The 21,823-nt window shown below is 72.9% G+C and carries 23 protein-coding genes; 8 read left to right on the plus strand and 15 right to left on the minus strand.

Going from position 1 to position 21,823, the window contains the following annotated elements; translation table 11 throughout:
* Positions 1–99 precede the first annotated feature (99 nt).
* The 3 genes from ACFV8H_RS03205 to moaA all read left to right on the plus strand — a co-directional run bounded on the left by ACFV8H_RS03205 (position 100) and on the right by moaA (position 3,138).
* Positions 100–456, plus strand: coding sequence for a DUF485 domain-containing protein (locus tag ACFV8H_RS03205; protein WP_380396303.1), 357 nt, complete (start codon positions 100–102; stop codon positions 454–456).
* Positions 453–2,072, plus strand: coding sequence for a cation acetate symporter (locus ACFV8H_RS03210; RefSeq protein WP_380396304.1), 1,620 nt, complete (start codon positions 453–455; stop codon positions 2,070–2,072). Before ACFV8H_RS03205 ends, ACFV8H_RS03210 begins: the two co-directional genes overlap by 4 nt.
* 76 nt (positions 2,073–2,148) lie before the next feature.
* On the plus strand, positions 2,149–3,138 hold the full coding sequence (gene moaA, locus ACFV8H_RS03215) for a GTP 3',8-cyclase MoaA (protein WP_380396343.1): 990 nt from the start codon (positions 2,149–2,151) through the stop codon (positions 3,136–3,138).
* Positions 3,139–3,150: 12 nt separating this feature from the next.
* On the opposite strand, the gene ACFV8H_RS03220 is transcribed toward moaA, so the two are convergent.
* The 6 genes from ACFV8H_RS03220 to ACFV8H_RS03245 all read right to left on the minus strand — a co-directional run bounded on the left by ACFV8H_RS03220 (position 3,151) and on the right by ACFV8H_RS03245 (position 8,999).
* On the minus strand, positions 3,151–3,369 hold the full coding sequence (locus ACFV8H_RS03220; protein WP_375893920.1) for a hypothetical protein: 219 nt from the start codon (positions 3,367–3,369) through the stop codon (positions 3,151–3,153).
* Between the two features lie 267 nt (positions 3,370–3,636).
* Positions 3,637–4,020 carry a DUF3099 domain-containing protein gene (locus tag ACFV8H_RS03225; RefSeq protein ID WP_380396305.1) on the minus strand — a complete coding sequence of 128 codons (384 nt, stop codon included), beginning with the start codon at positions 4,018–4,020 and terminating at the stop codon, positions 3,637–3,639.
* A gap of 145 nt (positions 4,021–4,165) precedes the next feature.
* Entirely contained in the window at positions 4,166–4,714 is a 549-nt protein-coding gene (locus tag ACFV8H_RS03230; RefSeq protein WP_380396344.1) for an RNA 2'-phosphotransferase, read from the minus strand.
* Positions 4,715–4,746: 32 nt separating this feature from the next.
* Positions 4,747–6,144, minus strand: a complete 1,398-nt coding sequence (locus ACFV8H_RS03235; protein WP_380396306.1) for a metallopeptidase TldD-related protein — start codon at positions 6,142–6,144, stop codon at positions 4,747–4,749.
* Entirely contained in the window at positions 6,144–7,697 is a 1,554-nt protein-coding gene (locus ACFV8H_RS03240; RefSeq protein ID WP_380396345.1) for a TldD/PmbA family protein, read from the minus strand. The genes ACFV8H_RS03235 and ACFV8H_RS03240 overlap by 1 nt, the downstream gene beginning before the upstream one ends.
* Positions 7,698–7,853: 156 nt before the next feature.
* Entirely contained in the window at positions 7,854–8,999 is a 1,146-nt protein-coding gene (locus tag ACFV8H_RS03245) for an MBL fold metallo-hydrolase (protein WP_375893912.1), read from the minus strand.
* 330 nt (positions 9,000–9,329) lie between these two features.
* On the opposite strand from ACFV8H_RS03245, the gene fabG reads away from it, so the two are divergent.
* Both fabG and fabI read left to right on the plus strand, forming a co-directional pair.
* The gene (gene fabG, locus ACFV8H_RS03250) at positions 9,330–10,049 is read left to right on the plus strand and encodes a 3-oxoacyl-[acyl-carrier-protein] reductase (protein WP_375893910.1); all 720 of its coding nucleotides are present in this window, start codon (positions 9,330–9,332) and stop codon (positions 10,047–10,049) included.
* A 2-nt stretch (positions 10,050–10,051) separates the two neighbouring features.
* Positions 10,052–10,819: an enoyl-ACP reductase FabI gene (fabI, locus tag ACFV8H_RS03255; RefSeq protein ID WP_375893907.1), complete on the plus strand. Its 768-nt coding sequence runs from the start codon at positions 10,052–10,054 to the stop codon at positions 10,817–10,819.
* Between the two features lie 89 nt (positions 10,820–10,908).
* Here fabI and ACFV8H_RS03260 read toward each other — a convergent pair whose 3' ends face one another.
* Positions 10,909–11,583, minus strand: a complete 675-nt coding sequence (locus ACFV8H_RS03260) for a FadR/GntR family transcriptional regulator (protein ID WP_375893905.1) — start codon at positions 11,581–11,583, stop codon at positions 10,909–10,911.
* Positions 11,584–11,709: 126 nt separating this feature from the next.
* On the opposite strand from ACFV8H_RS03260, the gene ACFV8H_RS03265 reads away from it, so the two are divergent.
* From ACFV8H_RS03265 to ACFV8H_RS03275, 3 genes are all read left to right on the plus strand, one after another.
* Positions 11,710–12,999, plus strand: a complete 1,290-nt coding sequence (locus ACFV8H_RS03265) for a CynX/NimT family MFS transporter (protein WP_380396307.1) — start codon at positions 11,710–11,712, stop codon at positions 12,997–12,999.
* Positions 13,000–13,074: 75 nt separating this feature from the next.
* Complete coding sequence (locus ACFV8H_RS03270; RefSeq protein WP_375893902.1) at positions 13,075–13,197, plus strand: SGM_5486 family transporter-associated protein; 123 nt, start codon at positions 13,075–13,077, stop codon at positions 13,195–13,197.
* Positions 13,198–13,330: 133 nt separating this feature from the next.
* Positions 13,331–13,858, plus strand: a complete 528-nt coding sequence (locus ACFV8H_RS03275; RefSeq protein WP_375893899.1) for a histidine phosphatase family protein — start codon at positions 13,331–13,333, stop codon at positions 13,856–13,858.
* A gap of 376 nt (positions 13,859–14,234) precedes the next feature.
* On the opposite strand, the gene dprA is transcribed toward ACFV8H_RS03275, so the two are convergent.
* The 8 genes from dprA to lepB (ACFV8H_RS03315) all read right to left on the minus strand — a co-directional run bounded on the left by dprA (position 14,235) and on the right by lepB (ACFV8H_RS03315) (position 21,751).
* A complete protein-coding gene (dprA, locus tag ACFV8H_RS03280) occupies positions 14,235–15,419 on the minus strand; it encodes a DNA-processing protein DprA (protein ID WP_380396308.1) in 1,185 nt (394 codons plus the stop codon).
* Entirely contained in the window at positions 15,416–17,131 is a 1,716-nt protein-coding gene (locus ACFV8H_RS03285; RefSeq protein WP_380396309.1) for a YifB family Mg chelatase-like AAA ATPase, read from the minus strand. The genes dprA and ACFV8H_RS03285 overlap by 4 nt, the downstream gene beginning before the upstream one ends.
* Before the next feature lies 1 nt (position 17,132).
* Positions 17,133–17,660: a YraN family protein gene (locus ACFV8H_RS03290; RefSeq protein ID WP_380396310.1), complete on the minus strand. Its 528-nt coding sequence runs from the start codon at positions 17,658–17,660 to the stop codon at positions 17,133–17,135.
* A gap of 168 nt (positions 17,661–17,828) precedes the next feature.
* Positions 17,829–18,155: a DUF2469 domain-containing protein gene (locus tag ACFV8H_RS03295; RefSeq protein ID WP_030056781.1), complete on the minus strand. Its 327-nt coding sequence runs from the start codon at positions 18,153–18,155 to the stop codon at positions 17,829–17,831.
* A gap of 55 nt (positions 18,156–18,210) precedes the next feature.
* Positions 18,211–18,684, minus strand: a complete 474-nt coding sequence (locus tag ACFV8H_RS03300; RefSeq protein ID WP_375891786.1) for an NUDIX hydrolase — start codon at positions 18,682–18,684, stop codon at positions 18,211–18,213.
* Positions 18,685–18,796: 112 nt separating this feature from the next.
* Positions 18,797–19,552: a signal peptidase I gene (gene lepB / locus ACFV8H_RS03305; RefSeq protein WP_380396311.1), complete on the minus strand. Its 756-nt coding sequence runs from the start codon at positions 19,550–19,552 to the stop codon at positions 18,797–18,799.
* Positions 19,553–19,697: 145 nt separating this feature from the next.
* A complete protein-coding gene (gene lepB, locus ACFV8H_RS03310) occupies positions 19,698–20,702 on the minus strand; it encodes a signal peptidase I (RefSeq protein ID WP_380396312.1) in 1,005 nt (334 codons plus the stop codon).
* Between the two features lie 242 nt (positions 20,703–20,944).
* Positions 20,945–21,751, minus strand: coding sequence for a signal peptidase I (lepB, locus tag ACFV8H_RS03315; protein WP_380396313.1), 807 nt, complete (start codon positions 21,749–21,751; stop codon positions 20,945–20,947).
* Between the last annotated feature and the right edge of the window lie 72 nt (positions 21,752–21,823).

The following is a 21,823-nucleotide window of genomic DNA, read 5'->3' on the forward strand; positions in this document are numbered from 1 at the left end:
CGCTCCTAGCATTGCGCGGCGCGCACGAGGAATGTGACGTCCCTCACGTTCGAATTGTCCCCCCGTGCGACCGCTACGCCGAAGGAGTGAGGAGACAGAGTGGATTCGCCGCCGATCACCACTACTGCTACGGAAGTCCAACTCATCGATGACAGCGAGGAGTTCCGTACCCTGCGGCGCTCGTTCCGGAGCTTCGCCTTTCCGGTCACCATCGGCTTCGTGCTCTGGTACCTGCTCTACGTCCTGCTCTCCTGCTACGCCCCCGGGCTGATGGGCACCAAGGTCGTCGGGCACGTCAACGTGGCCCTGGTGCTGGGGCTGCTGCAGTTCGTCACCACCTTCGTCATCGCCGCCTGGTACGCCCGCTACGCGGACCGGCGGATCGACCCGCCCGCCGCCGCGATCCGCGAGGCCTACGGAGCCGTCGTCCACGCCCCCCGGGAGTCCGCCGAATGACACCGCTCGCCAGCTCCGCCACGGAGCACCGCGGTCTGATCATGTCCTTGTTCGGGCTCTTCGTGGTGGCCACCCTGGTCATCACCGTCTGGGCCGGGCGGCAGAACCGTAGCGCCGCCGACTTCTACGCCGGCGGCCGCGGCTTCACCGGCTTCCAGAACGGCCTGGCCATCTCCGGCGACTACATGTCCGCCGCGTCCTTCCTCGGCATCGCCGGGATCATCGCGCTCACCGGCTACGACGGCTTCCTGTACTCGATCGGCTTCCTGGTCGCCTGGCTGGTCGCGCTGCTGCTGATCGCCGAGCCGCTGCGCAACTCCGGCCGGTTCACCATGGCGGACGTGCTCGCGTTCCGGATGCGCCAGCGCCCGGTGCGCACCGCGGCCGGGATCTCCACCATCGTGGTCTCGATCTTCTACCTGCTCGCCCAGATGGTCGGTGCCGGCGCCCTGGTGGCGCTGCTGCTGGGGGTCACCGGGGAGGGCGCCAAGCGCTGGACCATCCTCGCGGTCGGCGCGCTGATGATCATCTACGTGGTGATAGGGGGTATGAAGGGCACCACCTGGGTGCAGATCGTCAAGGCCGTGCTGCTGATCGCCGGCGCCGCGCTGATGACCGTCCTGGTGCTCGCCAAGTACCACTTCAACCCCTCCGAACTGCTCGGCGCGGCCGCCTCCGCGAGCGGCAAGGGCTCGGCCTTCCTGGAACCGGGGCTGAAGTACGGGGCCACGAACACCTCCAAGCTCGACTTCATCAGCCTGGGGATCGCCCTGGTGCTCGGCACCGCCGGCCTGCCGCACATCCTGGTCCGCTTCTACACCGTCCCCACCGCCAAGACGGCCCGGAAGTCCGTGCTCTGGGCGATCGGCATCATCGGCGTCTTCTACCTGATGACCCTGGCGCTGGGCTTCGGCGCGGCCGCGCTGGTCGGCCGCAGCGGCATGGTGGCCGTCGAGGGCAAGACGCCCTCCGGCAACACCGCGGCGCCGCTGCTCGCCGAGCAGCTCGGCGGCGGGGCCGGCACCACCGGCGGGGCGATCATGCTCGCGGTGATCTCGGCGGTCGCCTTCGCCACCATCCTCGCCGTGGTCGCCGGGCTCACCCTGGCCTCCTCGGCCTCCTTCGCCCACGACCTCTACGCCAACGTGATCCGGCGCGGCAAGGCGACCGAGAAGGAGGAGGTGCGGTCCGCCAAGTGGGCCGCCGTCGCGATCGGCGCCGTCGCCATCGTGCTCAGCCTCTACGCGGGCAAGCTCAGCACCGCCGCCCTGGTCGCGCTGGCCTTCGCGGTGGCCGCCTCGGCCAACCTGCCGACCCTGCTCTACTCGCTGTTCTGGAAGCGCTTCACCACCACCGGCGCGGTCAGCTCGGTCTACGCGGGCCTGGTCTCCTCGGTGGTGCTGGTGGTGTTCTCCCCGGTGCTCTCCGGGGCCAAGAACTCGCTCTTCCCGGACGCCGACTTCCACTGGTTCCCGCTGGAGAACCCCGGCCTGGTCTCCATCCCGATCGGCTTCCTGGCCGGCTGGCTCGGCACCCTGCTGTCCAAGGAACGTCCGGACCCGGCGAAGTACGCTGAACTGGAGGTCCGCTCGCTCACCGGGCTGGGCGCCCACTGATCGATCAGGCATGACTATGCTGGCCCGGCCCGCCGCGACGGTGGCCGGGCCGGCGGTTTTTCGGGAAGGGATGCACGTGCTGCTCGACACCTTCGGACGACGCGCCGTCGACCTGCGGGTCTCCCTCACCGACCGGTGCAACCTCCGCTGCACGTACTGCATGCCGGAGGAGGGGCTCCAGTGGCTGGCCAAGCCGGACCTGCTCAGCGACGAGGAGATCGTCCGGCTGGTCACCCTCGCCGTGCGCGACCTGGGCGTGCGCGAGGTCCGCTTCACCGGCGGCGAGCCGCTGCTGCGCCCCGGTTTGGTCGCGATCGTCGCCGCCTGCTCCGAGCTGGAGCCGCGCCCCGAGCTGTCGCTGACCACCAACGGCATCGGACTGGCCCGCACCGCGACGGCGCTGCGCGAGGCCGGACTGGACCGGGTCAACGTCTCGCTGGACACCCTCGACCCCGAGGTGTTCCACACCCTCACCCGCCGCCGGCGCCACCAGGACGTGCTGGACGGGCTGGCCGCCGCCGAGGCGGCCGGGCTGGCGCCGGTGAAGCTGAACGCGGTGCTGATGCGCGGGGTCAACGACCACGAGGCGGCCGACCTGCTGGCCTGGTGCCTGGAGCGGGGCTACGAGCTGCGCTTCATCGAGCAGATGCCGCTGGACGCCCAGCACGGCTGGGACCGCTCGTCGATGGTCACCGCGGAGGAGATCCTGGAGCTGCTGCGGACCCGGTTCACGCTCACCCCGGAGCCGTCCGGGCGCCGGGGCGCGGCGCCCGCCGAGCGCTGGGTGGTGGACGGCGGCGCCGGCCGGGTCGGCGTGATCGCCTCCGTCACCCGGCCGTTCTGCCGGGCCTGCGACCGGACCAGGCTGACCGCCGACGGACAGGTGCGCAACTGCCTGTTCGCGACCGGGGAGACCGACCTGCGCACCGCGCTGCGCTCGGGGGCGGACGACGCGGAGCTGGCCGCGCTGTGGCGGGCGGCGATGTGGGGCAAGAAGGCCGGGGCCGGGATCGACGACCCGGAGTTCCACCAGCCCGAGCGGCCGATGTCGGCGATCGGCGGTTAGGCCGGACGGGCCTCAGGCCTCTTCCGGGGTCCAGTCGGCGAAGGCGACGACCTCCTTGAGGAAGCCGCGCACGCCCAGGAACTGGGACAGGTGCTCGCGGTGCTCCTCGCAGGCGAGCCAGGTCTTGCGGCGGTCCGGGGTGTGCAGCTTGGGGTTGTTCCACACCAGCACCCAGTGGGCGTCCGCCCGGCAGCCCTTGGCGGAGCAGATCGGGGTCTGCGGGGTGTCCATCGGGGGCCGTCCTCCGGGGTTCGGCGGGTGCGTGGTCACCGCCAGTCTGTCACGCCGCGCGGGCCCGACCGGATCCGGGCATGGCGACGCCGGGCAGCCACGGGGGGAGCCGCCCGGCGTCGGTCCGTCGCTCCGACGGGGGATGCGGAGCGCGTACGCAGTATGTCACGCCGAAGGCCTCGGATGGGGAGGTCTTGCATGATTAATCTGAGCTTCTTCTGAGCTTTCGCCGACCTGATTCCGGCTCAATCCCCGTAAACCGGGCGGTCAGTTCGCGCTCGGTGACGTTCCGGTGCCGGAGGGCTTTGCCTGTCCTGTACCAGGAGCCGCACCAGCCCCACCCGTACCACCGGGGCCGAGCATCAGCGGGGTGTCGGACGGGAAGTCGAAGGAGCTCGGCAGGCCCGGTGCCCGCTCCCGGCCGGCGTTGGCGATCAGCACCGCGAAGTACGGCAGCAGCACCCCGCCCGCCAGCGCCCCGAAGGCCAGCCAGCGCTCGACGTTCCACAGCACCACCGCGAGCAGTACGCAGACGGTGCGCAGCAGCATCGAGATGACGTAGCGGCGCTGGCGCCCCCGGACGTCCTCGGAGAGGCTGCTGCGCGCCCCCGTGATCCGGTGGATCTGTCCGCCGCCGGCGCTCTTGCCCATGTGTCCAACCGCCCTCGTCCAGGCATCCGCGCGCTGTTCCGCACGGCCTCCTCACGGTACGCCCGGGCGCCCGGGACGACGAGACCGGGTGGGCGAGGCCCACCCGGTCGGGCGTGATACGGGAGCCGTACGGCGTCAGGAGTGTCTACGAGCGCCGGGAGAGGTAGAGCGGGGGGACGGCGTCGGTGAGCCAGACGCCGTTCTCGCTGAGCCGGAACTCGTGGCCGGCCGCCGCCATCGCGGCCGCGTTGACGGTCAGCACGACCGGGCGGCCGTGCCGGGCGCCGACCCGGGTGGCCGTCTCGGTCTCCGCCGAGAGGTGGACGTCCCGGCGGGTCATCGGGCGCAGCCCCTCGCGGAAGATCGACGCCAGGTGGCGGTCGGCGGTGCCGTGGTAGAGCACCGGCGGCGGCACGGTGGCGGTCAGACCGAGGTCGACCGCCACCGTGTGGCCCTGGTTGGCGCGGATCGAGAGGCCGTCCGGGGAGTAGCCGAAGCGGCGCTTGTTGTTGGTGGCCACGACGTGGTCGAGCTCGGGCCTGGTGAGCGGCCTGCCCTTCGCCGTGAGGGCGTCGAGCAGGACGTCGATCCGGACCCAGCCGGAGTCGTCCAGCGTGATCCCCACCAGCTCCGGCTCGTGCCGCAGGATGCGCGACAGCATCTTGCTCGATCTGACCAGCCGCTTCTCGTCCATCATGTTCTTTCCATCCCCCCGTTGGTCAGTGGCTATGAGGCCGGGCTGACCGAACTCATGTTGAAGTCCGCGACACGCACGGGTGGCATCGCGGTGCGGGTGAAGTAGTCGGTCCACTCGCGGGGCAGGCAGGGCTCGGTGCGGCCCGCCTCGGTGATCCGGCCGAGCAGGTCGACCGGGGACTCGTTGAACCGGAAGTTGTTGACCGCGCCGACCACCTCGCCGTTCTCCACCAGGTAGACGCCGTCCCGGGTGAGGCCGGTGAGCAGCAGCGTCGCCGGGTCCACCTCGCGGATGTACCAGAGGCAGGTGAGCAGCAGGCCGCGCTCGGTGCGGGCGATCATCTCGTCCAGGGTCGGCGCGGACTCCTGGTCGGCCGTCTCCAGCACCAGGTTGTCGATGCCCGGGCGCAGCGGCAGGCCGGTGAGGCCGGCCGTCCGGCGGCTGGTGACCAGCTCGGTCAGCACGCCCTCGCGGATCCACTCGGTGGCCTCGATCGGCGCGCCGTTGTCGAAGACCGAGACGTCGCCGCCGGTGCGGTGCGCCAGCACGAACGGGGCGGCCTCCAGGCCGGGCTCGTCCGGATCGGCGCGCAGCGTCAGCGGCAGCGCGGCGAGCTTGTCGCCGACCCTGGTCCCGCCGCCGGGCCGGGAGAAGACCGACCGGCCCTCGACGGCGTCCCGGGCGCCGGCGGCCCAGTGCAGGCAGAGCAGCAGGTCGGCGACGGCCGCGGGCGGCAGCAGCGTCTCGTACCGCCCGGCGGGCAGGTCGATCCGGCGGGCGCCCCAGCCGAGCCGCTTGGTGAGCTCGGCGTGCAGGGCGGGGACGTCGACGTCGGTGAAGTCCCGGGTGCCGGCGCCGACCCAGGCCGAGCCGGTGAGGTCGGCGGTCTTGCCGTTGATCTCGACCATGCCGGTGGGCTGGTCGTGGCGCAGCCGCAGGCCGGTGGAGCTGCCCAGGTAGCTGGTGGTGATCTCGTGCCGGGCGAAGCCGTACAGCAGCTCGCCCTGGGCGGCGGCGCGGGCGAAGGCCTCGCCGAGGGCCGGGCCGAAGGCCTCGAACACCTCGATGGAGGTCTCCGCGGGCGGCGCGGTGAAGTCCGGGGACGACGGCCGGCCGTCGACCAGCGGCTGGGCGTCCTCGGCCGGTCCGGCCGCGCGGGCCGCCGCCTCGGCGGCGCGGACCAGGCCCTCGACGTCCTCGGCGGTGACGGCCTCGCGGGCGACCACGCCGGAGGCGGTGCCCTCGGCGCCGGCCACCGTGGCGATCACGGTGAGGCGGCGGCCGCGGGTGACGCCGTTGGTGGTCAGGGCGTTGCCGGCCCAGCGCAGGTTGGCGGTGGACTCCTCGTCGGCGATCACCACGCAGCCGTCGGCGCGGGACAGGCCGAGGGCCAGCTCGACGAGTTCGTGGGGCTGCATCGCGGTCATCAGTGACCCGCCTCCTGCTGGGTGTTGAGCACGTTGACGTTGCGGAACAGCGCCGACGGGCAGCCGTGGCTGACCGCCGCGATCTGGCCGGGCTGCGCCTTGCCGCAGTTGAAGGCGCCGCCGAGCAGGTAGGTCTGCGGGCCGCCGACGGCCGCCATCGAGCCCCAGAAGTCGGTGGTGGTGGCCTGGTAGGCGAAGTCCTTGACCTGGCCGGCGAGTTCGCCGTTCTTGATGGCGTAGGCGCGCTGGCCGGTGAACTGGAAGTTGTAGCGCTGCATGTCGATCGACCAGGAGCGGTCGCCGACGATGTAGAGGCCGTTCTCCACCCCGGCGAACAGGCCCGCGGTGTCCGGGCCGTCGGCGGCCGGCCGGAGTGAGACGTTGGCCATCCGCTGGACCGGGACGTGCGCGGGGGAGTCCGCGAAGGCGCAGCCGTTGGAGCGCTCGAAGCCCTTCAACTTGGCCATGCCGCGGTCGAGTTGGTAGCCGACCAGGACGCCGTCCTGGATCAGGTCCCAGGACTGGGTGGCGACGCCCTCGTCGTCGTAGCCGATGGTGGACAGGCCGTGCTCGGCGGTGCGGTCGCCGGTGACGTTCATCAGCTCGGAGCCGTAGCGCAGGCTGCCGAGTTGGTCGAAGGTGGCGAAGGAGGTGCCGGCGTAGGCGGCCTCGTAGCCGAGCGCGCGGTCCAGCTCGGTGGCGTGGCCGATCGACTCGTGGATGGTCAGCCAGAGGTTGGACGGGTCGATGACCAGGTCGTAGCGGCCCGGGCGGACGCTCGGGGCCTTCATCTTCTCGGCCAGCAGGACGGGCAGTTCGGCGAGCTCGGCGTCCCAGTCCCACTCGGTGCCGGTCAGGTACTCGTAGCCGCGGCCGACCGGTGGGGCCAGGGTCTGCATCGAGTCGAAGGCGCCGGTGCGCTCGTCGACCGAGGTGGCCTCCAGGTCGGAGTGGAGTCGGATCCGCTGCTGGGTCGTCACGGTGCCCGCGGTGTCGGCGTAGAACTTGTTCTCCTGCACCGTCAGCAGCGCCGCCTGGACGTGCGAGACGCCCGGGGCGGCGAGCAGCCGGGAGCTGCGCTCGGCGAGCAGCGCGGTCTTGTCGGCGTCCGGCACCTCGAAGGGGTTGACCTCGTACGAGGAGACCCAGGTGACGTCCGCGTGGACGGGTTCGTCGGCCAGCTCGACCCGCTCGGTGGAGCCGGCCGCCCGGCTGATCCCGCCGGAGAGCCGGGCCACCGCGACGGCCTGGGCGGCGACCTCCGCCGCGGCCCCCGGGGTGAGGTCGACCCCGGCGGCGAAGCCCCAGGCGCCGTCCAGCAGCACCCGGACGGCGAAGCCCAGCTGGACGCTGTCGGAGGTGCCGGCCGGACGGGCGTCGCGCAGCCGCCAGGAGGCGCTGCGGACCCGCTCCAGGCGGAAGTCGGCGTGGGAGGCGCCGAGTTCGCGGGCCCGGGTGAGGGCGGCGTCGGCGAGGGTGTGCAGCGGCAGGGCGAGGAACAGCGGGTCGACGGCGCGTCCGTGCGCGGCGCCGGCGCTGTCGGCCGGAGGGATCGGAGGCAATCGGGCTCCCAGGTCGCGGAGGGTGGCGGTGCGGCGCCACAGGGGCGTCCGCACCGCATCATTTCCCTTCCACCGGGTTCCCGGCCAGCGCATTTGGCCCGGTGCGTTGCGGTTTCGGCCAGGGGGGTGCGGGGCCGGGCGCCGCCGTCAGGAGACGGACTCCCACCAGCCGTCCAGCTCCGGCGGGTTGTCCACGTCGATCCGCTCGCCGGGGCGCGGGACGGCCAGCGGGACGGCCTGGGCCTTGGCCTCCTTGAGCAGCCGTTCGATCGGCTCGGCCCAGGGGTGCAGGCCCAGGTTGAAGGTGCACCAGTGGACCGGCACCAGCAGCCCGGCGGTGAGGTCCCGGTGGGCGAGGACGGCGTCCTCGGGGGTCATGTGGATGTCCGGCCAGGCCGCGTCGTAGGCGCCGATCTGCACCAGGGCGGCGTCGAACGGGCCGTGCTGCGCGCCGATCCGGGCGTAGCCCTCGAAGTAGCCGGAGTCGCCGGTGTAGAAGACCTTGCGGGTGGGCCCGGCGATCACCCAGGAGCCCCACAGGGTGGTGTTGCGGGTCAGGCCGCGGCCGGAGAAGTGGTGCGCGGAGGTGAGGGTGAGGACCAGCTCGCCCAGGGTGCAGGTCTCGTCCCAGTCCAGCTCGATGATCCGGTGCTCGGGGACGCCCCAGCGGCGCAGGTGGCCGCCGATGCCGAGCGGCACCGCGAAGGGCGCGGACTGGCTGCGCACCAGGCGCTTGACGGTCGCCATGTCGAGGTGGTCGTAGTGGTCGTGGGAGATCAGCACCGCGTCGACCGGCGGCAGCTCCTCCAGCTCGACCGGGACGGGGTGCAGCCGCTTGGGGCCGACGTGGGCGGAGGGGGAGCAGCGGTCGCTCCAGATCGGGTCGAGCAGCACCCGCGAGCCCTCGATCTCGACCAGCGCGGAGGCGTGCCCGTACCAGGTGATCTCCACGCCCTCGGCGGCCGGGCCGGGGGCGGCGGCGGGGCGGACGGTGGGCACCGGGTGGGCCGGGACGCGGCCCTCGCGCTGGAACAGCATCCGGCGGACGGTGTCGCGGTCGACGCTGGGGGCGCTCCCGGCCCGGGCGAGGGTCGAGGGCGCGTTGTGGAAGACGCCGTCGCGGTACTGGGCGGAGTCCCGCACCCGCTCCTCGCGCCCGCCGTCGGGCCGGCGCCCGAACGCCGCTGGCAGGTCGCGCAGCGCCCAGGCGGTCGCGCCCAGGCCCGCGGCCAGGGCGGTGAGGGCGAGCAGTCGTCCGCGTCCGGTGGTGCTCCCGGGCCGTGCCTTGGTCATGCGCCCTGCCTTCGTTTCCTCGCCGGGACTCTTCGGGGGAAGGGTACGTCCGGCCCCGGGGTCGGCCCGCACCACGGGGGCAACGGGCACGCCCGCCCCCGTTGTTCCCACACGGCGTTCCCGTACGGTCCGTCCTTTCGCGGCGGTGCCCCGGCCTGCGGCGGACGGCCGGCGGGCGCCGGGCGCCGCGGGCGTGGATTGTCGGATTGCGACAGTTCCTCCGCTGCGGCGCTGTGGGAGCTCGATTCGCCGCCGCCGCCGACCGCCCGATAGCGTCACACTGCGTACGCGTTCGGACGTACCCGCTCAGACACGGAGAGAGGTGGATCGTTGAGCCGCTCGGTTCTCGTCACCGGAGGAAACCGGGGCATCGGCCTCGCGATCGCCCAGGCCTTCGCCGAGGCGGGCGACAAGGTCGCCATCACCAGCCGTTCGGGCGAGGTGCCCGAGGCCCTCGCGAAGTTCGACGTCCTCGCGGTGCGCTGTGACATCACGGACGCCGCGCAGGTCGACGCCGCCTTCACCGAGATCGAGGAGAAGCACGGCGCGGTCCAGGTGCTGGTCGCCAACGCGGGCATCACCAACGACACCCTGCTGCTGCGGATGTCCGAGGAGGACTTCACCTCCGTCGTGGACACCAACCTGACCGGCACCTTCCGGGTGGTCAAGCGCGCGTCGAAGCTGATGATGCGCGCCAAGAAGGGCCGCGTGGTGCTGATCTCCTCCGTGGTGGGCCTCTCCGGCTCGCCGGGCCAGGCCAACTACGCCGCCTCCAAGGCCGGCCTGGTCGGCTTCGCCCGCTCGCTGGCGCGCGAGCTCGGCCCGCGCAACATCACCGTCAACGTGGTCGCCCCCGGCTTCGTCGACACCGACATGACCGCCGTGCTCAGCGACGAGCGCCGCGCGGAGATCGTCTCGGGCGTGCCGCTGGGCCGCTACGCGGCGCCCGCCGAGGTCGCGTCCACCGTGCGGTTCCTCGGTTCGGACGAGGCCGCGTACATCACCGGAGCCGTCATTCCCGTCGACGGCGGATTGGGCATGGGTCACTGATCATGAGTGGAATCCTCGAGGGCAAGCGGATCCTGATCACCGGTGTGCTGATGGAGTCCTCCATCGCCTTCCACACCGCTCGGCTGGCCCAGGAGCAGGGCGCCGAGATCATCCTCACCGCCTTCCCCCGCCCGAGCCTGACCGAGCGCATCGCCAGGAAGCTGCCGAAGCCGGTCAAGGTGCTGTCGCTGGACGTCTCCAGCCCGGAGGACCTGGCCGGCATCGCCGAGCAGGTCCGCGAGACCCTGCCGACCCTGGACGGCATCGTCCACTCGATCGGTTTCGCCCCGCAGGACGCCCTGGGCGGCAACTTCCTGGACACCCCGTGGGAGTCCGTGGCGACCGCGATGCACGTCTCGGCGTACTCGCTCAAGTCCCTCACCACGGCGCTGCTGCCGCTGATGCAGGACGGCGGCTCGGTCGTCGGCCTGACCTTCGACGCCCAGTACGCGTGGCCGCAGTACGACTGGATGGGCCCGGCCAAGGCCGCCCTGGAGTCGACCAACCGCTACCTGGCCCGCTACCTGGGCGAGCGGGACATCCGCTGCAACCTGATCTCGGCGGGCCCGATCGGCTCGATGGCCGCCAAGTCCATCCCGGGCTTCGGCGACCTGGCCGACACCTGGAACCACCGCTCCCCGCTCAAGTGGGACCTGAGCGACCCGGAGCCGGCCGGCCGCGGCGTCGTCGCCCTGCTGTCGGACTGGTTCCCGAAGACCACCGGCGAGATCATCCACGTCGACGGCGGTCTGCACGCGATCGGCGCCTGACCGACCGCTTTCCGCCACTGCCCGGCACCCCCGCGACGGGGGCGCCGGGCAGTGGCGTTTCCGGCCCCGTCCGGGGCCGGGGCGCGCGCCTACGCGTCGGCGGTCGCGCAGGCGCCGATGGCGCGGCCGGCCTCGACCGAGGCGCGCTGGGGGTCGCCGTCCCGGATGGCGTCCCGGATGGTGTGGTGGCCGATGTAGCGCTCGGCGATCAGCTCGGGGCCGACGTCGTTGCGCAGGTGCTCGCGGGTGACCTCGCCGAGGTCGGAGTAGACGGCCAGCAGCACGTCGTTGTGGGCGGCGGCCACCACGGCGTGGTGGAAGGCGGCGTCGGCCTGGACGAAGTCCTCGGCGTCGCCGGAGTGCCAGGCGGCCTCGCGCCGTTCGAGCGCGGCGTCCAGCAGGCCGAGGTCGCGCTCGGTGCGGCGGGCGGCGGCCAGGCCGGCGGCGGAGGTCTCCAGCGCCGCCCGCAGCTCGGCGACCTGCCCCTGGTCGGCGTCGGCGAAGCGGCGGTGCATCACCCCGGCCAGCTCACTTGTGGCCAGGACGTACGTGCCGGAGCCCTGGCGGATGTCGAGCAGCCCGTTGTGGGCGAGGGCCCGGACGGCCTCCCGGACGGTGTTGCGGGCCACCCCCAGCTGCTCGACCAGGGCGGCCTCGGTGGGGATGCGCGAGCCGACGGGCCACTCCCCGGAGGTGATCTGGGCGCGCAGCTGCGCGATCACCTGGTCGGACAACGGGGTGCGCCTCGGCGAGGACAGCGCCACGGGGACTCCTAGCGACTACGGGGTTGGGTGGGCCGTGGGGGGAAAGTGGCTGATGGACGAACGGGTCGGGACATCATGCCAATTCCGAGGTGCATCAATTCATCCCATCATTCTATGATGGCGCCCATGCCTCCCGCAGCAGACACCACCACCACCTCCTCCCCACGGAGCGGAGAGCGGCCGCAGACCGAGCGGCCGTCCGTCCCCGGCAAGTACCTCGGCGTGCTGTTCGCCGTCGCGATCGCCGCCGCCGCCTTCAACCTGCGCCCCGTGGTCACCAGCCTCGGGCCGCTGCTCGACCAGGTCCGCGACGGCCTCGGGATGAACCCGACGCTCGCCGGGCTGCTGACCGCCGTCCCCTCGCTGTGCTTCGCGCTGTTCGGCCTCGCCGCTCCGACCGCGGCCCGCCGGATCGGCCCGATCGCCGTGATCACGGCCGGCATGGCCGCCATCACGGCGGGTGTGCTGGCCCGCTCCTTCGCCGGCGGTACGGCGGTGTTCCTGCTGTTCACCGCGCTCGCCCTGGCCGGGGTGGCGGTCTCCAACGTGCTGCTGCCGGTGGTCATCAAGCGGTACTTCCCGGAGAAGGTCGGTCCGATGATCGGCCTGTACTCCATGGCGCTGTCCGCCGGCACCGCGCTGGCCGCCCTGGTCAGCGTGCCGCTGACCAGCTCGCTCGGCGGCGACTGGCGTTACGGCCTGGGCAGCTGGGCCGCCCTGGGGGCGCTCGCCCTGCTGCTCTGGCTGCCGCTGCTGATCGCCAAGCGCGAGCGCGGCGAGCGGGCCGGCGGCGCCGCCGCCCCCGCCAGGTTGCCGATCACCCGCAGCCGCACGGCCTGGGCGATGGCCTGCTTCTTCGGCCTCCAGGCCACCGGCGCCTACGTGGTGATGGGCTGGCTGCCGAAGATCTTCCAGGACTCCGGCATCGACAAGGGCACCTCCGGGGTGCTGCTCGCGGTCACCATGGTGATCGGCGTGCCGGTCTCCTTCGTGCTGCCCAACCTGGCCGCCCGGCGCGGTGACCAGCGGATCTTCGTGGTGCTGCTGGCCTGCTGCGGCATCGCCGGGTACTCCGGGCTGGCGCTCGCCCCGGCCGGGGCGCCGTGGGTGTGGGCCGTGCTGGTGGGCCTGTCCAACTGCGCCTTCCCGCTGGTGCTGACCATGATCGGGCTGCGCGCCCGGACGGCCGGCGGGGTGGCCCAGCTGTCCGTCTTCGCCCAGGGGCTCGGCTACCTGATCTCCGTCCCGGGCCCGATCCTGATCGGCCGGATCTACGACGTCACCGGTGAGTGGTACTGGCCGCTGGGCTTCCTGGCCCTGCTGCTGGTGCCGCAGATGCTGTTCGGCCTGCGCGCCGCCCAGGCCCGGCACATCGAGGACGAGGCCGTCCTGCCCGCCGAGCGGGTCAAGGCCTGACCGGGAAGGTCAAGGCCTGGCCAAGGCGGTGGGGCCCGCCGTGGACGGGCGTGTTCGGGGTGGGAGAATCCCGACATGCCCGTTCTCGACCCGAACCCCACCGACGGCCGCAAGCAGCTCGGCCGCATCGCCCTCCTCTTCGGCGGCATCGTGGTGCTGGTGGCGATCATCGCCACCGTCGCCGCCCAGATCGGTTGACCGCCGCCCGTAGCGCCGCCGTCCTCCCGGTGACACCCGGCCGACGGGGCATGATGGCACCCGCCACCCCGGGGAGTGGCGGCAACCGGGAGCATCGCGCCCCCGGCCCGCTTTTCTGCCAAGCTTGCTGGGTATGAGCGCCGACACGCCCCGCAGGATCATCGTTCTCCGCCACGCCAAGGCCGACTGGCCGAACGGCGTGGACGACCACGAGCGGCCGCTGGCCGACCGGGGCCGTCACCAGGCCCCGGACGCCGGCCGCTGGCTGGTCGACTCCGGCATCAACCCCGACTTCGTGCTCTGCTCCACCGCCCTGCGCACCCGCGAGACCTGGAAGCTGGCGGCGCACGAGCTGCCCAAGCGGGCCCGCCGGACGGTGTACGAGGACCGGATCTACGAGGCCAGCCCGGGCGAGATCATCGCCGTCCTCCAGGAGACCCCGGAGGAGTACGCGGACGTGGTGCTGGTCGGCCACAACCCCGGGGTACTGGGCCTGACCCAGGTGCTCGCCGGGGACGCGGGCGACCCGGACGCGCTGGAGCGGCTGCGCCTGGGCGGCTTCCCGACGGCGGCGGTCGCGGTGCTCAGCTTCGGCGGCTCGTGGAAGGGCGTCGAGCCGGGCGTGGCCGAGCTGGTCTCGTACTACACGCCGCAGGACTGACCTCCGGGCCCGGCCGGGCCGCGGAACACCGAGGGGCGGGGGGGGGGATCAGGGCCCCCCCCGCCGGTGGGCCCGCCCCGCGCGAGCCCACGCCCCCCCCGCGCCCCCCCCGCCACCGGTCACTCTGTGTCCGGGAATGTGTGTGGGCATACGTAGGTCTGCGCCGTTCTGCCGAGTCATGTGCTGATAGGGAAGGCATGTGGAGCGTAGCGTGACCGACTCACTGCAAAGCGCTACCGCCACTCGGTCGTCCCCCGATCCGGTGGCGTTCACCCATCGGATCCGGGCAGACGAGCGGAAGAACCGGATCAGCAGGTCAGCCGGGCCGTCCCGACCCGCCTCCTGCGGGCGCACCCGTGTTCGTGCCCCCGGGCGCTCACCTCCTCCGCACCACGCGCCAGTGCGCGCCGTGCCGCTCCACGAAGCCGAGCGAGGCCAACTCGTAGAGCCGTTGCAGGACTTCGTCCGGCGGGAGGCCGGACTGCCGGGCCAGTCGCTCGACCGGAGCGCCTTCGGCCGTGGCCGGTACGGCCTCCAGCACCCGGGCCACCGGTGGCTCCAGCAAGTCCCGCGGCAGCACCGGTCCACCGCGCTGCGGGGCCAGGTCGTCCCCGATCGCCCCGACCAGCTCGGTGATCTCGGCCGCGTCGGTGACCAGCGTGGCGCCGCCGCTGCGGATCAGCGCGTGCACCCCGGCGGAGAGCTCGGAGGTGACGGGCCCCGCGACGCCCATGGTGTGGCGGTTGAGGTCCCGCGCCCGTCTGGCCGTACTCAGGGCGCCGCTGCGCACGGCCGCCTCGACCACCACCGTGCCCCGGGTCAGCGCCGCGATGACCCGGTTGCGGAGCACGAAGCGGAACCGGTTCGGGTGCTCGCCGGGCGGGAGTTCGCTGACCAGCAGGCCCTGTTCGCCGATCCGCCGGATCAGTTCGGCGTTCCCCTTCGGGTAGGCCACGTCGACCCCGCAGGCGAGCACCGCGACCGTCATCCCGCCGACGGCCAGTGCCCCGCGGTGGGCCGCCGCGTCGATCCCGTACGCGGCCCCGGACACCACCACCCAACCGCGCTCGGCCAGTTGGGCCGCGAGCTCGCCCGCGACGTGGGCGCCGTAGGCCGTGCAGGCCCGGGAGCCCACCACCGCCACCGAGCGCAGGGCGAGCAGCCGCAGTGACCCGGTACCGGTCGTCCACAGCCCGATCGGGCGTCCGTCGCCCAGGTCGTCCAGTTGACTGGGCCATTCCGTGTCCCCCGGAATGATGAAGCGTCCACCGACGTCCCGCACCCGTTTCAGGTCGGCCGCCGGGTCGAGCCCGGGGAGTCGGGCCTGGTAGGCGGCCAGCCGGGCCGGGTCCAGCCCGGGGTGGTCGGGGACGGCGCCCTCCCGGATCGCCCGCACCACGTCCACGGCGGGGAGTCCGTCGAGCCAGCGGCCGACCACGGCGTCGCCCGGTTCGCTGAGCCGGTTGAGCAGCACCCGGGCGAGGCGCTCCGCCTCGGGCGCGGCCGACGGACCGGCTTCGTCCGCGTGGGCTGCCCGGGAGTGCCGCAACAGCTGGTTCATGCCGCCTCCTCGTCCTTCGTCGGGAGCCCCTCGGGCTCCGACCGTGTTTCGGGCCGGTCGTCGGGGCCGCTCCGGCGCTGGGCCGGGATGCCGCCGAGGCGGCCGTGACCGCGCTCGGGCAGCGGCAGCCCCTGCTCGACCCCGGTGCGCAGGACCAGGGCGGTGCGCACGTCCCGCTGGTCCGGCCGGTCGCGGCCGGCCAGGTCCGCGACCGTCCAGGCGACCCGGAGCACCCGGTCCAGGCCACGGGCCGTCAGCAGCCCGCGCTCCAGCTGGCGGGCGACGTCGTTGAGCGCTCCGGCCGAGAGCTGCCAACGGGTGCGCAGTTCGTGGCCCGGCACCTCCGCATTGGTCCGCCACGGGGTGTGCGCCAGCCGCGCGGCGGCCCGCTCCCGCGCCTCCAGCACCCGGGCGGCGACGGTCGCGGTGGTCTCCGCCGTGGCGTCCCGCTCCATCAACTCGATCCTGGTCACCGGGGCGACCTGGACCTGGAGGTCGACCCGGTCCAGCAGCGGCCCGGAGAGCCTCCCCTGGTACCGGCTGACCATCACCGGAGTGCACTCGCAGCCCTCGCCCCGCCGTGAGTACCGGCCGCACGGACAGGGGTTGGCGGCCAGGCAGAGCAGGAACCGCGCCGGGAGCCGCAGCGAACCGGCCGAACGGGCGATCACCACCTCGCCCGACTCCAGCGGCTGGCGCAGCGCGTCGAGCACCCGCACGGGGAACTCGGGCGCCTCGTCCAGGAAGAGCACGCCCCGGTGGGCGAGGGAGACCGCGCCCGGCCTCGGCAGGCCGCTGCCGCCGCCGACGATCGCGGGCATCGTGGTGGAGTGGTGCGGGGCGCAGTAGGGCGCGGTGTCGATCAGCGGGCGCCCGACCGGGAGCAGGCCCGCCACCGAGTGGACGGCCGTGACCTCCAGAGACTCCTTCTGGGTCAACGGCGGGAGCAGCGCGGGCAGCCGCTCCGCCAGCATCGTCTTGCCCGCGCCCGGCGGCCCCTTGAGGTAGAGGTGGTGGCCTCCGGCGGCGGCGATCTCCAGAGCGCGCCGGGCCTCGTACTGGCCGGCCACGTCCGCCATGTCGAGGCGCAGGGTCCGCTCGTCGGGCAGGCCCCGGACGCCCGCACTGGGCAGCATCAGCCCGGCCATCAGCGGATCCGGCCGGCCGCCGAGCAGGTCCGGCGGCTCCTCCGGCGCCTCCGCCCCGGTCAGGACGGCGACCAGCTGGCGCAGACTGCGCACCCCGATCACCGTCACGCCCGGCACGAGCGAGGCCTCGGGCGCCGTCTGCTCGGCGACCACGACCCGTTCGTACCCGGCGTCGGCCGCGGCCAGCACCGAGGGCAGCACCCCGCGGACCGGCCGCACCCGGCCGTCCAGCCCCAGCTCACCGATCAACAGAAGGTCGGCGATGGCTGACGGGTCCAGCCGTTCGGCGGCGGCCAGCACGGCGCAGGCCACCGCGAGGTCGAAGCCGCTGCCGCTCTTGGGCACCGAGGCGGGGCTGAGCCCGACGGTCAGCTTGCGCTGCGGCCAGGCCTCCCCGCTGTTGCAGACCGCGGCGCGGACCCTGTCGCGGGCCTCGGTGAGTGCCTTGTCGGGCAGGCCGACCAGGGTGAACGCGGCCACCCCGGGCTCCAGATCGGCCTGGACCTCGACGATCACTCCGTCGACCCCGACCAGCGCGACGGAACAGGTACGGGCGAAGGCCATCTCAGACCACCCCCCGCAGGTGGTCGACCAGGGCCGCACCCCGCGCCCGGTTGACCACGGCCACCAGGTCGATCCGCACCCCGCCCGGTGGGGCGGGCGGCCACTGCGGATCGGACGGCCCGGGGTCGTACCCGGGCCCGGCCAGCCGGGCGAAGTGCTCGGGCCAGCGTTCGACCAGCCAGCGCTCGGCGAGCCGCCGCAGCCGGGCGGCCTTGGCCCGGCCGATGGCCTCGCTGGGTTGTTGGAAGCCCCGCTCGGAGCGGGTCTTCACCTCGCAGACCGCGACGGTGTCGCCGTCGAGGGCGACGATGTCCAGCTCGCCCTCGACGCAGCGCCAGTTGCGGTCGAGGATCCGGAGCCCGGCGTCCGTGAGGTGCCGGGCGGCGACCCGCTCGCCGTAGCGGCCGAGCCCGTTCCTGGTGCTGCGGTCCCCCCCGGCCTCCCCGGCCCCGCCGTCCGCTCCGGTCGCGGCCGCGTTCGGTACGGCCCGGTCCTGCACGGTCTGGTCCTGCACGATGGTGTTCTGCACGGTGACCACCTCCGCCGAGGAGGCTGCACCACTGTGCACACCGATGCCGGGAAATTCCGTTCCCCTGTGGATAACCCGGGCCTGTGGACAACTCTTGTCACCCGCAGGAGTGAGAAGCCCCCGTCACGCGAAATTCGGCTGGACAACGCGGGACGGAGTCGTCCAACGTCAGTTCCCGAAGCCGGACTCGTCCGAGGGCAGCTCCAGATCGCTCTTCGCGAGTTCCTCGATGTTCACGTCCTTGAAGGTCAGCACCCGGACCTTACGGACGAACCGGGCCGGCCGGTACATGTCCCAGACCCACGCATCCGCCATCGACACCTCGAAGAACACCTCGCCCTGGACCGAGTGCACCTGCAGCTCGTAGTCGTTGGTGAGGTAGAACCGTCGCTCGGTCTCGATCACGTACTTGAACAGGCCGACGACGTCCCGGTACTCCCGGTAGAGCTTGAGCTCCATCTCGGTCTCGTACTTCTCGAGATCTTCGGCACTCATCCAGGCGTCCCCTCAACTTGTCACGTCCACCCATTGTGGACCACCGCACCCACGCTCAGAGCCGTACCGGATCGACCGGTGGGCCCTCTGCGAGCAGTCGCTCCAGGAAGTCCGCCAGTCCGGCCGGATGGACCGTCTCGGCGGTCCCCCGCAGTTCCTCGACCGTCCACCAGCGCGCCGCGAGCAGCTGGGCGTGCTCGTCCTCGCCCATGCCCGAGTGGTCCAGGCCCGTCTCCGTGGTCCGGGCCAGGTGGAACCACTGCTCCTGCTCGTAACGCTGTCCCCGAAAGGAGAACGACACCGTGCCGTACGCCACCAAGGGCCCCAGGGCCACACCCCGCAAGCCGGTCTCCTCCGCGAGCTCCCGCTCGGCGGCCGCCCGCACGTCCTCCCCCGGCTCCAAGCCGCCCCCGGGCGTGAACCACCACGTCTCGTCGGGCACCGCGGGATCGACGCCCAGGAACAGGAGGATGCGGTCCAGCCCGTCCAGCAGCAGGATCCGCGCCGCCCGGCGACGCTGTGCAGTCATCGCGGCGCTCCACGCTCCTTCGGTTCGCATCGGTGGTGCTACCGATCCTGCCACCCGGCGCGGCCGTCCGGGGCGATGTTCGGCAGAGCGGCCCGGCCCGCGACGGCCGTACTCAGGAGCTGCGCCCCCGGCCGAGCCGGCGCACCAGGCCGGCCACCCCGCCCACCGCCGAGGTCAGCACGATCAGCGCCGCGCCCGCGACGCTGGCGTAGGCGGCGGGCTCCAGCGGGCCCGGCTCCGCGGCCCGGGGGCCCGCGAAACCGTCGAAGGCCGAGGTCCGCTCCAGCAGGGCGGTCCGGCCGAGGGGCAGCAGGGTGGCCTCGACCCTCGCCTCGACGGCGGTGGCCGGGACGGTCCCGCCGTCGACCTCCAGGTGGGTGCGGGAGTCCAGCGAGCCGACCCGGTTGTCACCGAGCAGGAACAGCCGGCCCTGCGGCACCGTCACGCTGAACGCATCTCCCTGGCGGCCCTGGGTCGCGAGGTACGGCTCGTCCACGGGCTGCCCGTCGACCGTCAGCCGGTGGTCCGCGGCGGTGGTGGCGACGGTGTCGCCGCCGACCGCGACGACCCGCTTGACCATGAGCTCCCCGCCCCAGGCCTGGTCGCGGAAGACCACCACGTCGCCCCGGCCGACGGCGCCGCCGTCGACCTTGCGGGCGAGCACGGTGTCGCCGATCCGGAGCGTCGGGTGCATCGAGGCGGTGGGGATCTTGTACGGCCGGTAGTCGACCGCGATGAGGACGAATCCGCCGATCATCAACACCAGCCCGAGCGCGATCGCGACACCCTGCAGCACCGCGGCGGGCCGGCGGCCGGACCGGGCGGGCGCGGCCGAGTGGTCGGCCGACTGTTCCACGACACTGCTCATCGACACCGTCCACCTTTGGCCGACCGGAGAACACCACTGGCACGCCGGTGGCTCGGGCGCGAACGCCGACGGGCCGTGGCACGTCCGAGCAGATTACTCGTCGGTACCACGGCCCGCGCAAGGGTCGGGGAGGAGCAGGTGGAGCTCAGGACTCCTTCCGGCGCTCCGTCCGGGCCCGCGCCCGACGCACCAGCGGAAGCAGGGCGACGGCACCCACCGCACCGGCCACGGGAGGCGCGGCCGGCAAGGCCGCCGCCAGGCCCTTCTGGTCGAAGGTGTCCGGCACCGGGAGCGTGGACCAGTGGCCGACCGGCCAGGCCACCACGAAGGCACGCCCGATCACGTTGTCCACCGGCACGCTCCCGCCGCCCGGCTGGTCCATGTGGAAGCGGGAGTCCAACGAGTCCGCGCGGTGGTCGCCCATCACCCAGATCCGGCCGTTCGGCACCTTGATCGGGCCGAAGGGCTGAGTCCCGCAGGGGGTGTTGCCCGGGTAGATGTACGGCTCGTTGAGCGCGACGCCGTTGACCTTGACCGGACCGTCGTCCTTGCACTCGACGGTGTCGCCGCCGACCGCGATGACCCGCTTGATCAGGTCCTTCTCGTTGGCGGAGGGCATCAGCCCGACGAAGCTGAGCACGTCCTGGACACCGCGGACGAAGGAGTTGCTGCTCTGCTGGGTCGGCTCGTCGCCCAACCAGCCGCCCGGGTCGTGGAACACCACGACGTCCCCGCGCTCGGGCTCGGCACCGAACCACGGGGTCAGCTTGTCCACCAGCACCCGGTCGCCGACCTGCAGCGTGTTCTGCATCGACTCGGACGGAATGGAGAACGCCTGGACGAAGAAGGTCTTGATCACCAACGCCAGGATCAGTGCGATGCCGACCAGGATCGGCAACTCCTTCAGGAAGGAGCGCTGCTTGCGCGACTTGGCCGGAGCCTCCGACTCAGACTCGTCGGTCGGCCCGCTCTCCGGCCGCCCGGGCTCCGCCGGGCCGTCGGCCCCGCTCCCGTGCTCGTCGGCGGTCTGGGCGGCCGCGTCCTCGACCGCGGCGGACGGCGCCGAGGACTCGGCGGACCGGGTCACCCGACCGCCCGGGCCCTCGGGTTCCCCGGCGCCTGAGCGGGCGCCGATCACCAAATCCCCCACAACGTCTCCTCCCTGCTGTGCGGACGCCTGCGCGCCCGCGCTCAGAGTGCCGCACAGCGGGCACCACGCTCACCACGACCGTGAACGCATCAGGATTGCCCACAGCAGGCTCTCCTGACACCAACCCGGCCCCGGCTCACGACCGGGACCGCTCCCGGCCGCACCTGCACTTCTCTATCACTCCAGGGCATCCGGCTCGCGGTTCCACACGCGCCGTCCGGCCGTCCGACGACCGGAGCGGCTCACCGCGGAGGCCGCCCCGACCGGCGAACGACGAACGGAAGGATGCCCAACACACCCATAACGAGCGGTGGTTCCAATGGAACCGGCCCAATGCCCATCGATTCCGGCGCAGTTCCGCCGGGCCGCGAGGTCGCGGCGAGAGAGGAGAGTGAACCGGGCTCGGCGAGTTGATGGAGCCGGCCCAGCGGCCACCCGATCATGAAGGCGCGACCGACCACGTCGCTCAGCGGGACGGTGCCCTGACCGGGGTTGCCCATGTGGAAGCGGGAGTCGGCGGAGACGTCGCGGTGGTCCCCCATCACCCACAGCCGCCCCTTCGGCACCGTCACCTTGAACGGCTGGCGGGACGGCGGGTTGCCCGCCGCGAGGTACGGCTCGTCCACCGCACGGCCGTTGACGCTGAGCCGCCCCTGCGGGTCGCAGCACTCGACGGTGTCCCCGCCGACGCCGATCACGCGCTTGATCAGGTCCTGCTCGTTGTCGGACGGCAGCAGCCCGACGAAGGTCAGCACGTGCTTCGCCGGGGCCAGGACCGGACCGTCGTCGGCGGCCTTGTGGTCGCTCTCCAGCCAGCCGCCCGGGTCCTTGAACACCACCACGTCGCCGCGCTGCGGCTCACTGCCGAACCAGGGGGTCAACTTGTCCACCAGCACCCGGTCCCCGACCTGGATGGTCTGCTCCATCGAGCCCGAGGGGATCACGAACACCTGGATCATGAAGGTCTTCATCACCAGTGCCACCAGCAGGGCCACCAGGATGATCAGCGGGAACTCGCGCAGCAGCGAGCGCTTGCGCCGCCGGGCCACGCGGCGGGCACTGCGCCGACGATCGGCGCGACCGCGGACCGGCGCGACCGGTCCCGCCCCGGACTCCGCTGC

Source organism: Kitasatospora sp. NPDC059827, assembly GCF_042731675.1.
GTDB lineage: Bacteria > Actinomycetota > Actinomycetes > Streptomycetales > Streptomycetaceae > Kitasatospora.

What these genes read in the sequence shown, in the direction of transcription:
- ACFV8H_RS03210 (WP_380396304.1), top strand. Translation starts at nt 453, where the DNA reads ATGACACCGCTCGCCAGCTCCGCCACGGAGCACCGCGGTCTGATCATG.
- ACFV8H_RS03220 (WP_375893920.1), bottom strand. Translation starts at nt 3,369, where the DNA reads ATGGACACCCCGCAGACCCCGATCTGCTCCGCCAAGGGCTGCCGGGCG.
- ACFV8H_RS03225 (WP_380396305.1), bottom strand. Translation starts at nt 4,020, where the DNA reads ATGGGCAAGAGCGCCGGCGGCGGACAGATCCACCGGATCACGGGGGCG.
- ACFV8H_RS03230 (WP_380396344.1), bottom strand. Translation starts at nt 4,714, where the DNA reads ATGGACGAGAAGCGGCTGGTCAGATCGAGCAAGATGCTGTCGCGCATC.
- ACFV8H_RS03235 (WP_380396306.1), bottom strand. Translation starts at nt 6,144, where the DNA reads ATGACCGCGATGCAGCCCCACGAACTCGTCGAGCTGGCCCTCGGCCTG.
- ACFV8H_RS03245 (WP_375893912.1), bottom strand. Translation starts at nt 8,999, where the DNA reads ATGACCAAGGCACGGCCCGGGAGCACCACCGGACGCGGACGACTGCTC.
- fabI (WP_375893907.1), top strand. Translation starts at nt 10,052, where the DNA reads ATGAGTGGAATCCTCGAGGGCAAGCGGATCCTGATCACCGGTGTGCTG.
- ACFV8H_RS03265 (WP_380396307.1), top strand. Translation starts at nt 11,710, where the DNA reads ATGCCTCCCGCAGCAGACACCACCACCACCTCCTCCCCACGGAGCGGA.
- ACFV8H_RS03270 (WP_375893902.1), top strand. Translation starts at nt 13,075, where the DNA reads ATGCCCGTTCTCGACCCGAACCCCACCGACGGCCGCAAGCAGCTCGGC.
- ACFV8H_RS03275 (WP_375893899.1), top strand. Translation starts at nt 13,331, where the DNA reads ATGAGCGCCGACACGCCCCGCAGGATCATCGTTCTCCGCCACGCCAAG.
- dprA (WP_380396308.1), bottom strand. Translation starts at nt 15,419, where the DNA reads ATGAACCAGCTGTTGCGGCACTCCCGGGCAGCCCACGCGGACGAAGCC.
- ACFV8H_RS03285 (WP_380396309.1), bottom strand. Translation starts at nt 17,131, where the DNA reads ATGGCCTTCGCCCGTACCTGTTCCGTCGCGCTGGTCGGGGTCGACGGA.
- ACFV8H_RS03295 (WP_030056781.1), bottom strand. Translation starts at nt 18,155, where the DNA reads ATGAGTGCCGAAGATCTCGAGAAGTACGAGACCGAGATGGAGCTCAAG.
- ACFV8H_RS03300 (WP_375891786.1), bottom strand. Translation starts at nt 18,684, where the DNA reads ATGACTGCACAGCGTCGCCGGGCGGCGCGGATCCTGCTGCTGGACGGG.
- lepB (WP_380396311.1), bottom strand. Translation starts at nt 19,552, where the DNA reads ATGAGCAGTGTCGTGGAACAGTCGGCCGACCACTCGGCCGCGCCCGCC.